10 protein-coding genes are annotated in these 9,757 nt (G+C 69.9%); 8 read left to right on the top strand and 2 right to left on the bottom strand.

Features of this window, described 5'->3' with window-relative positions:
- The first annotated feature begins 247 nt into the window (after nt 1–247).
- From ACH4UK_RS03795 to ACH4UK_RS03830, 8 genes are all read left to right on the top strand, one after another.
- The gene (locus ACH4UK_RS03795; protein ID WP_055643635.1) at nt 248–1,372 is read left to right on the top strand and encodes an acyl-CoA dehydrogenase family protein; all 1,125 of its coding nucleotides are present in this window, start codon (nt 248–250) and stop codon (nt 1,370–1,372) included.
- A gap of 193 nt (nt 1,373–1,565) precedes the next feature.
- On the top strand, nt 1,566–2,621 hold the full coding sequence (locus ACH4UK_RS03800; protein ID WP_055643634.1) for an SDR family oxidoreductase: 1,056 nt from the start codon (nt 1,566–1,568) through the stop codon (nt 2,619–2,621).
- On the top strand, nt 2,618–3,904 hold the full coding sequence (locus ACH4UK_RS03805; protein WP_055643633.1) for an aspartate aminotransferase family protein: 1,287 nt from the start codon (nt 2,618–2,620) through the stop codon (nt 3,902–3,904). The genes ACH4UK_RS03800 and ACH4UK_RS03805 overlap by 4 nt, the downstream gene beginning before the upstream one ends.
- 1 nt (nt 3,905) lies before the next feature.
- Nucleotides 3,906–4,397, top strand: a complete 492-nt coding sequence (locus ACH4UK_RS03810; RefSeq protein ID WP_055643632.1) for a type II toxin-antitoxin system RatA family toxin — start codon at nt 3,906–3,908, stop codon at nt 4,395–4,397.
- Entirely contained in the window at nt 4,394–4,921 is a 528-nt protein-coding gene (locus ACH4UK_RS03815) for a flavin reductase family protein (RefSeq protein WP_063785777.1), read from the top strand. Before ACH4UK_RS03810 ends, ACH4UK_RS03815 begins: the two co-directional genes overlap by 4 nt.
- A 47-nt stretch (nt 4,922–4,968) precedes the next feature.
- On the top strand, nt 4,969–5,811 hold the full coding sequence (locus ACH4UK_RS03820; RefSeq protein WP_055643631.1) for an SDR family oxidoreductase: 843 nt from the start codon (nt 4,969–4,971) through the stop codon (nt 5,809–5,811).
- Entirely contained in the window at nt 5,808–6,488 is a 681-nt protein-coding gene (locus ACH4UK_RS03825) for a sterol desaturase family protein (RefSeq protein WP_055643630.1), read from the top strand. The genes ACH4UK_RS03820 and ACH4UK_RS03825 overlap by 4 nt, the downstream gene beginning before the upstream one ends.
- A gap of 195 nt (nt 6,489–6,683) precedes the next feature.
- Nucleotides 6,684–7,904, top strand: coding sequence for a nitric oxide synthase oxygenase (locus ACH4UK_RS03830; protein WP_055643629.1), 1,221 nt, complete (start codon nt 6,684–6,686; stop codon nt 7,902–7,904).
- 20 nt (nt 7,905–7,924) lie between these two features.
- Here the strand turns inward: ACH4UK_RS03830 and ACH4UK_RS03835 are convergent, their stop codons facing one another.
- Together ACH4UK_RS03835 and ACH4UK_RS03840 are read right to left on the bottom strand one after the other, a co-directional pair.
- Nucleotides 7,925–8,890 (bottom strand): sterol desaturase family protein, encoded by a 966-nt coding sequence (locus ACH4UK_RS03835; protein ID WP_230883016.1) that lies wholly within the window; start codon nt 8,888–8,890, stop codon nt 7,925–7,927.
- Between the two features lie 12 nt (nt 8,891–8,902).
- Nucleotides 8,903–9,628 (bottom strand): AraC family transcriptional regulator, encoded by a 726-nt coding sequence (locus ACH4UK_RS03840; protein ID WP_230883017.1) that lies wholly within the window; start codon nt 9,626–9,628, stop codon nt 8,903–8,905.
- Nucleotides 9,629–9,757 lie beyond the last annotated feature (129 nt).

The following is a 9,757-nucleotide window of genomic DNA, read 5'->3' on the forward strand; positions in this document are numbered from 1 at the left end:
CCTGCCGCCCCGGCGTCCTCGACGACACCGGGGCGGCCTCGTGTCCCTGGCATCCGCCCGGCTGGCAAGTTCAAGGAACGACACATTCCCATTCATGCGAAGCCCTGTTCGAGAGCTGCATATGCGTTGGGCGGGTTCTGCATGGCCGGTTCGTAGCGTCATGGGTGTCGCCTCAAGCACGGCCCAACCAGCCTGTGGTAAGCGGCAGTTCGTTGATCAGCACACGACACGGTGGGGGACGCCGGGAATGAAGTTCTTGCAACGCGAACGCGCCGCTCTTGAAGAGGCGATGCCCGGACTGGACCAGCAACTGGCCGACCACTCACTCATGGACCTGGAGAGGGCCGGCGGGCCGGGACTGGCCGCCTTCACCGAGGCCGGCGGGCCCGCGCTCCTGGTGCCCGCCGAACACGGCGGCAGCGGCGCGAGCCTGCTGACCGCCGTACGGGTCCAGCGCGCGATCGGCGCCCGCTCGCCCTCGCTGGCCGTGGCCACCACCATGCACCACTTCTCCGTCGCCTCCCTCGTCGAGGCAGCCGCCATGACCAACGGCCTGGAGTGGATGCTGCTGGCCGCCATTGCCAAGGACCGGCTCCTGCTCGCCTCCGGATTCGCCGAGGGCCGCACCGGTCAGGGCATCCTCTCCCCCAACCTCACCGCCCGCACCGAGGGCGAGAAGGTGTGGCTTAGCGGGTCGAAGAAGCCCTGCAGCCTGGCCCGGTCGATGAATCTGCTCACCGCCTCCGTCGCGCTGCCGGGCCCCGACGGCACACCCCAGCTCGCGATCGCCCTGATCCCCGCGGAAGCCCCCGGGGTGAGCGTACGGCCGTTCTGGGGCAGCCCGATCCTGGCCGGAGCCGAGAGCGACGAGGTCGTCCTGGAGGACGTGGAAGTGCCGGCCGAACTCCTGGTGCGCACCGGTGTCACCAACGACGGACGCCTCGACCACCTGCAGACCGTCGGCTTCGTCTGGTTCGAACTGCTGATGACCGCCAGCTACCTGGGCGCGGCCTCCGCGCTGGTCGAACGCACCCTCGCCAACACCAAGGTCGACGCGGCGGTGCGCGCCGAGGCCGCCACCGCCCTGGAAGCGGCCGTCCTCGCCGTCGAGGGGCTGGCCGCGTCCACTGAACCGATCGGGCAGGACGCCCTCGCGTCCGCCCTGATCTGCCGCTACGCCGCCCAGGACGCGATCAACCGGGTTCTCGGGCTGACCATCGAAGCCCTGGGCGGTATGGCCTTCATCTCCTCCGCAGACATCGCGTACCTCAATTCCGCCTGTCGCGCGCTGGCCTTCCACCCGCCCTCGCGAGCCCGCATGGCCGCGCCTCTGGTGGACGCTCTGGCAGGCGATCCGCTCCGCATTCCCTGAGCCCGGCCTCAGTCCTTCTGCTCCGCTTCCCCGCCCCGCTCCGGCTGCCGCCGGGGCGCGGGGGCGGATTCTGCGGCGCTCCCCTGGCCTCGTGCCGGAGCGCCGACTACCCGCGCCGCCTGCCCAACTCGGACTCTCGGCGGCGCCTGTCCTCTCGTACGCGCAATCCTGCCCATCCGTGAGGTGCTCGCTCGTGTCTAGTGCTCCCACCGTCCTGCTCACCGGCGCTTCCGGCGTGATCGGTACGGCGCTCCTTCCCGAACTCTCCGACTGCCACGTCATCGCCCTCATCCACCGCACCGCCGTTCCGGGTGCCGACGAGCTGGTTGCCGGAGATCTGACCGCACCGCTCCTCGGCCTGGACCCGGCCGCGTACAGCAACCTGGTCCGACGGGTGGACGCCGTCGTCCACTGCGCGGCGGTCACCGACTTCTCCAGCGGCCCGGAGGCCACCCACGCGCTGAACGAAGCGGGCACACGCCAGATCGTGCGGCTGGTGGCCGACGCGGACGCCGTGCTCTACCACGTCTCGACTGCGTTCGTCGCACGCACCGATCTGACCCGCTCCTCCCTCGGCCACGATTCGGGGGATGCCAGTGCCCGCCCCGAGGACTACCTGGACTCCAAGCGGGCCGGCGAAGAGGTCGTACGTACCTCCGGCATCCCGCACGTGATCATCCGCCCGTCCGTCGTCATCGGCGACTCGCGCACCGGCGAGATCTCCGCTTTCCAGGGCATGCACGGAATGCTCACCGGCCTGCTGAGGGGCATGCTGCCGCTGGTGCCGCTGCCGCCCGACTCGCCCGTCGACTTCATATCGCAGGACGTGGTCGCCGCCACCATCGCCGCCCTCGTCCGGTCGGGGCGACGCGAGGGTGAGATCTGGGTGACCGCCAGCGCGCACGCGCCGAGCACCGGCCGGGTCCTTCAGCTCGTCAGCGAGACCGCGAGCGAGGTCGGTCTGGACGTGGCCGTGCCGCGCACCGTCGGCCCGGAGATGGTCGACCGGCTCATCCGCCCCGTGTTCATCGCCGGCCTGCACCCGCGTGCCCGCCGCCGCTTCGACGACATGCTCGCCATGACCGCACTCTTCGCCGGCGCACAGCCCTTCCCCAGCAGCCTCGGCCTGCCCGGTCTGCCGCCCCATCCCGGCCCGGCCGGTACGGAATCGGCGCTGCGGGCCACCGTGCTGCACCTGGTCCAGGCCCGCGGCCTGGGCCGCCGACTCGCCGAGCAGGTGCCCGCATGAGCGCCCCGACCCTGAGCACTTCCACGGCCGAGGCCGCGACCGTGCCAGAGGTACTGGCCATCTACCGCCGCCACCTCAGCCGCGGCCGGGCCCGCCTCGCCTCCCTGACCGGCGGGGCCATGGAAGTCGCCTCCGACGGGGCCTACGTATGGGACTCCGAAGGCAAGCAGTACCTCGACTGCGGCGGCTACGGAGTCTTCCTGCTCGGCCACCGCCACCCCAAGGTCGTCGAGGCAGTCATCGACCAGATCCGGCGCCACCCCATGGCCACCCGGATCCTGCTGGAGCCGGTGGCGGCCACCGCCGCACAGAAACTGGCGGCCATCACCCCGCCCGGCCTGGACTACGTCCACTTCGTCAACTCCGGCGCGGAGGCCACCGAGACCGCCATCAAACTCGCCCGCGCCCACGGCAAGCACCGCCTGATCTCCGCGACCGGCGGCTACCACGGCAAGACCACCGGAGCACTGGCCGTCACCGCCAAACCGCTCTACCAGGACCCGTTCCGCCCCCTGCTGGCCGCCGAGCACGTGCCCTACGGTGACGCCGAGGCGCTGGAGAAGGCCCTGGCCGGCGGGGGCCCGGCCTGCGTCATCCTCGAACCCGTTCAGGGTGAGGGCGGTGTCGTCATCCCCCCGCCGGGCTATCTCGCGCACGTCCAAAGGCTGTGTGCCGAGCACGGCACTTTCTTCGTGCTGGACGAGATTCAGACGGGGCTCGGGCGGCTCGGATCCTGGTGGGGCGCCGACGCCGAGGACATTCGCCCCGACGTGCTGCTGGTCGGCAAGAACCTCAGCGGCGGCGTCATCCCCGTCGCCGCGGCCGTCGCCACCGAAACGGCGTACGCCCCATTCAACAAGGACCCGTTCCTGCACACCTCCACCTTCGCCGCCGCCCCCGTGGCCATGGCCGCAGCGGCAGCCTCAGTCGCGGCCATCGGCGGTGAAGGGCTCGTCGAACGCGCCGCCCTCCTGGGCGCTGACATCCTCAGCCGCATCGAGAAGACCCTCGCCCCGCTGCTCGGCGGGCCGGTCACCGACATCCGCGGCCAGGGCCTGCTGCTCGGCATCGAGCTCGCCAACGCGCACGCCGCGGGCGAACTCGTCCTCCACCTGATGGAAGCGGGCCTGCTGGTCAACCACTCGCTCAACGCCCACACCGTGGTCCGCCTGACCCCGCCCGCCGTGCTCAGCGACGCCGACCTCGATCGCATCAGCGACGCGTTCACCGGCGCCGCCACCGCCCTGTCCCGCACCGCTCTCTCCCGGAAGGGAACACTCTGACATGCCGCAGGTCACTCTCGACGCGCTCATCCCCGCCGCGACCGCAGGATCCGTCTTCGATCTCCTGCGCGACTTCGCCGCCTACCCCAAGTACACCGACGCCGTCCGCGAAGTGATCGTCACCGACACCGGATCGGACACAATCGACTCCCAGTGGTCGGTCAACTTCCGCAACGGCGTGCTGTGCTGGACCGAGCGCGACATCATCGACGCCGAGGCGCTGACCATCGACTTCACCCAAACCGACGGCGACTTCGACACCTTCTCCGGCAGCTGGAACGTCATACAGGACGACGAGGCGACCACCGTACGGTTCACCGCCACCTTCGACCTGGGCATGCCCAGCCTGGCCGCTCTGATCGACCCGATCGCCTGCGACGCCCTGCTGGAGGCCATCACCCTGATCCTGCGCGGCCTGCTCGGCGAGCACATCACCCTGACCGTCCCCGAACCCGCCCAGGCCGGCGCCGCCGTCACCGGATCCCAGCCGTGAGCGGATCCGTCGCCCTGCACACCCCACACGCGCAGGCCGCGACCGGCGACGCGTTCCGGGACGTCTTCGCCCAGCTGCCCGCCGGAGTGACTGTGGTGACCACCAGCGGTCCCGGCGGCATCGAGCCCAGCGGGATGACGGCCAGCGCCGTCTGCTCGCTGTCCCTGGACCCGCTCCTGGTGCTGCTCTGCCTGAACAACCACAGCAACACCCTGGCCCGCCTCAAGACCACCGGCGCGTTCGCCATCAACATCCTGCGACACGACCAGGCCCACTGCGCCGCACAGTTCGCCGACCGCCGCATCAGCCAGGCCGACCGCTTCGCCCGCACCCCGCACCACCACACCGACGGGCTGCCCGTCCTGACCGAGGCGCTGGCCTGGCTGACCTGCCAGGTCGCCAAGACGCACCCGGGAGGCGATCACACCATCGTCACCGGAGAGGTCCGCACCCTCGGAAGCGGAGCAGGAGACGGCGGCCAGCCGCTGGTCTGGCACTCCCGCACCTTCCGCACCCTCGCCTGACACCGCCCACGCCCCCCTTTCGCCCGATCACGCCAGCAGGAGGACCAGTGCCCAGGGACATCAAAAACAAGGTCGTAGCCATCACCGGCGGCAGCCGCGGCATCGGCCGCGCCACCGCCGAACAGTTCATCGCCGCCGGCGCGAAGGTCGCCATCGGCGCCCGCAACTACGACTTCGCCGCCAAGGTCGCCGCCGACATCAACGCCCACGCCTACGCCCTCGACGTCACCGACCCGGCCAGCATGCGCGCCTTCTGGCAGCAGGTGGAGAGCGACCTCGGCGAGATCGACATCCTCGTCAACAACGCCGGCGAAATGATCGTCAGCCGGTTCGAGAACGAGAGCGACGAGGACACCGCCCACCAGATCGGCGTCAACCTGCTGGGCACCCTCAACGGCATGAAGACCGCGATCGGCCCGATGCGAGCCCGCGGACGCGGCCACATCATCAACATGGTCTCCGCCGTCGGCATGATCGGCCTGCCCGGCTGCGCCACCTACTCCGCCGCCAAGCACGGCGTGGTCGGCCTGTCCGAAGGCGTACGCGCCGAACTCCGCGGCAGCGGCGTCGACCTCTCCATCATCCTGCCCATCCCGGCGCAGACCGAGCTGACCTCCGGAGTCGGCAAGGGCCGCTTCGTACCCCTGCTCACCCCCGACGACATCGCCGGATCCGTACTGCGCACCGCCCGCCGCCCCGTCTACAACCGGTACGTGCCCGGCTGGACCAACCCCGTCACCCGCTCCCTGTTCCTGCTGCCGCAGCCCTGGCGCGACGCGATGGGCCGCTTCCTCAAGGCCGACCAGCTGCTGCGCACCACCGACTTCCAGGCCCGCACCCGGTACGAGACGCGGGTGAAGGTCCCCACCGCGGAAGGAGCCGGTGCATGACCTCCGCACCTCCCACCCCCAACACCAGCAGCAGTAAGGGGGCCGTACGCCGAGGCAACGCGCCCGCCGTCGTCGGCTGGCGCTGGCTGGACAACCTCATCCACGTGCACCCCGCCACCACGGTCGCCATGTTCACCCCGGTCATTGCCGCCGGCATCTGGCTTGCCGTCACCCGCGAACAGGCCGACAACTGGGCACTGGCCGGATGGGCCGGCGCCGGCTACCTGACGTGGACGCTCTCGGAGTACTGGGGCCACCGCATCGTGCTGCACTACGAGCCCGAAAAGGGCTTCGGCGCACGGCTGCACTACATCCTGCACGGCGTCCACCACGACTACCCGCAGGACGCCCGGCGCTCCATCCTCAGCCCCATCCTGAGCATCCCCATGGTCGGCGGAACGATCTACCTCGCCTCCGGGCTGGGCTCGCTCCCGCTGACCTTCGGCGCCGGATACACCTTCGGCTACCTCACCTACGACCTCTTCCACCTCTACCTGCACCACGCCAAGCCGAAGAACCGGCTCATGCGCCACCTGCGCTCCCTGCACATGCGCCACCACTTCCGCGACGACACCCGCGGATTCGGGATCTCAGCCCCCTACTGGGACGAGATCTTCGGCACCTCCATCGCCCGCGAATCCCGCACCACCACAGGTCCGGGCGGCCAAGCAGCCTGAACCCACCCGCCCGGCCAGGTTCGGCCAGGGCCTCAAGACGGCGCGGGCGCCTACGCGGCGAGACGGCTACCCCCCCGAAGTCGTCGATGCCCCCCGCGTGGGCGCCCGCGCCCACCCCCGCGCCACAGCACATCCGGCAATACCGCCTCATGCAGGTGGGGTGACCGGAGCCGAACGCCACCCGCGAGGAAACCCATGAACTCCGAAACCCTTCTGGCGCGAACCACCCTCCACCCCTCACCCGCCCGCAACTCACGGCCGGCTGAGGAGCCCCAGACACTCACAGCCACCCGCCCGGCGGCCACCGCCGACCGCGACGAAGCCGAAGAGTTCGTGCGCCTCTTCCACACCGAACATCCCGACCAGCCCACCCCGCTGGCCACCCGGCTGCACCAGATCCGCACCCAGATCGACCAGAACGGCACCTACACCCACACCGAGGACGAGCTCACCTTCGGCTCGCGCGTCGCCTGGCGCAACTCCAGCCGCTGCATCGGCCGCCTGTACTGGAAGAGCCTGCGCGTCCTGGACCGCCGACAGACCACCACCCCCGAACAGATCCACCAGCACCTCTGCGAGCACCTGCGCCAAGCGACCAACGGCGGACGCATCCGTCCCACGATCTCCGTCTTCGCCCCCGACACACCCGCCCGCCGTGCCCCGCGAGTGTGGAACGACCAGCTCATCCGCTACGCCGGCTACCGGCAGGAAGGCGGTGGCGTCCTCGGCGATCCGACCTACCTCGCCTTCACCGACACGGTCCGCCGCCTGGGCTGGCAGGCCCCCCAAGGGCCGTGGGACGTGCTGCCGCTCGTCATCGACGCCGACGAGGACAAGCCGCAGCTCTTCGACGTCCCCCGCGGCCTCGTCCTCGAAGTCCACCTCACCCACCCCGACCACCCGCATTTCGCCGACCTCGGCCTGCGCTGGCACGCGGTACCCGCCATCTCCAACATGCGCCTGCGCATCGGCGGCATCGACTACCCCCTCGCCCCGTTCAACGGCTGGTACATGGGAACCGAGATCGGCGCCCGCAACCTCGTCGACACCGACCGCTACAACCTGCTGCCCGCGATCGCCGAGAACCTCGGCCTCGACACCAGCAGTGAGAGCACCCTGTGGCGCGACCGCGCCCTCATCGAACTCAACCGGGCGGTCCTGCACTCCTTCCAGGCGGCCGATGTCAAGATCAGCGATCACCACACCGAGTCCCGGCACTTCCTGACCCATCTGGAGAAAGAAGAGCGCCAGGGGCGCGCCGTGCCGGCCGACTGGAGCTGGATCGTGCCCCCGGTCTCCGGCGGCATCACCCCGGTCTTCCACCGCTACTACGAAGATGCCGACCAGCGCCCCAACTTCTACCTCGACGAGGACGCCAAAGCGCGGGGCCGGGGCGGATGCCCCTTCGGACACTGACCGACCGGGAACCGGCCGGATCACACCTTCGCCCGGCCCTGGCCGAGGTCGTCAACCGGCTCATCAGCAGCGCAGGCGCCACGAGCCCGGAACGGTTCGCTCAGCTGAGCGAGATAGCCGCTCGGGTAACGGGGCTTGTCCGCCATCCCGAGATCGTCGCTGGAGAAGCGTCGGCCGGGGTCGAACGAGTACGTGCCGAGCATCCGGTCCCAGATGAGCGTGAAGAGGCCGAAGTTGACATCACCGGCCCCAGCCCACTTCAAGTGATGGAAGCGGTGCCCCTCGTTCAGGGAGAGCACGGCCCGCAGCGGCCCGACGCGGTAGTCGGCGTTGGAGTGCTGCAGGAGCAGCTGCACCGCCACCGCGAGGGCGAGCACAGCGGCGACGTCGACCGGCAGGCCGACCGCGAGGAGAGGAGCCACCCCCGCGGTCAGTTCCACACTCTGATGCAGAGGGTGCTTCATCAGGCCGTTGAAGCCGTAGAAACGTCGCACCGAATGGTGGACCGCATGCAACCGCCACAAGACGCCCACCTTGTGGCTCGCGAAGTGCACCAGCGTGATCCCCGCATCCGCCACCAGAATCGCGAACAGCACCTGCACGGCGAAGGGCCACCCACCCGGCCACACATCGGCCACGGTGACGAAGGCGGCCAGAACCGGGACCGCCGTGACACTGACGAGAATGAGAGTCTCGTTGACCACCGCGTGCGCGGCGTCACGTCCACCGTCCCCCGCGGAGTCGTTCCACTCCGGCTCGTAGGGAATGAAGCGTTCGGCGGCGAACGATGCGGAGACCGCAGCCGCCAGGAGCGCGAACAGCCACCATCGGGAGGCACCCGCAGCTACGAGAGCGATACCAGCCCCGTTGATCCCCAGCAGCAGGAACGGGGCGTAGAAGTAACGTACGAAGTCGTTGCCCATGCCCGTCAGCGTGCGCCGCGCCGACTCGCACCGCTTGGACGGATCCGCTGCGGTCGCGTCCATGAAAATGGAGCATCAGGTGTTCCATCGGATGGAGCGGAGAACCACCGAGGGGGCGAGACCGAACATCTCGTGAAAGACCCGCGTGAGGTGCGAGCTGTCCGCGAAGCCGGCCCGGTGCGCTGCTTCCGTCAGCGTAGCCCCTTCCCTCACCAGCTCCATCGCACGACGCAATCGCGCCCAGCGCAGGTATACGGGAAACGACAACCCCAGCTCCTCGGCGAACAGGTGGCCGAGCCTGCTCGGGGAAAGATCCACGGCCGCAGCCAGATCCTGCAGCCGCACCGGGCCGCCCAGCAGGGACTGCGTACGGTCGATGGCACGGCGTAATGCTGGGTGACCAACGCGCACCGGACGCGGCCCGCCTGCCAGTGCCCGGAGTGACTCCTGGCCGACCCGGTCCTGAGTGGGCGCCTCAGCCGCACGCTGAGCCGGCCCAGCTGCGGCGGCCCACGCGCCGAGGCGATCCCGCTGCTTACCCGTGAAACAGTCCTGGAGCGTACGTCCGAGGAGCGCGTCCGGGTCGCAGTAGACGAATACGGCCGTAGCTCCCGGACCGTGAACGGCGTGAACAGCCCTCGTGGGAATCAACGCGGCCCGCACCACCAGGCGCTGCCCGTACAAGTCCTGCAGTTCCACCTGCCCCTCCGTCACCACCATCAGCTGTACCGCGGCGTGCGAGTGAAGACCCGTGATGCCGACCCCACCAGCGAACATCAGGCATCCGGGCTCGAGCGTCACGGCGCCACACCAGGCAGTGAGCTTCGAGTCCCGAGCGCTCACGGCCGAGCCGGAGGGACACGCAGCGGCAGAGCAACCCTCCTGCTGATTACGCCTAGAGGCCGTGCCGGTCGCGAACTCGGAAGCTGT

It is taken from the genome of Streptomyces sp. NPDC020884 (genome assembly GCF_044333935.1).
Classification (GTDB): Bacteria; Actinomycetota; Actinomycetes; order Streptomycetales; family Streptomycetaceae; genus Streptomyces.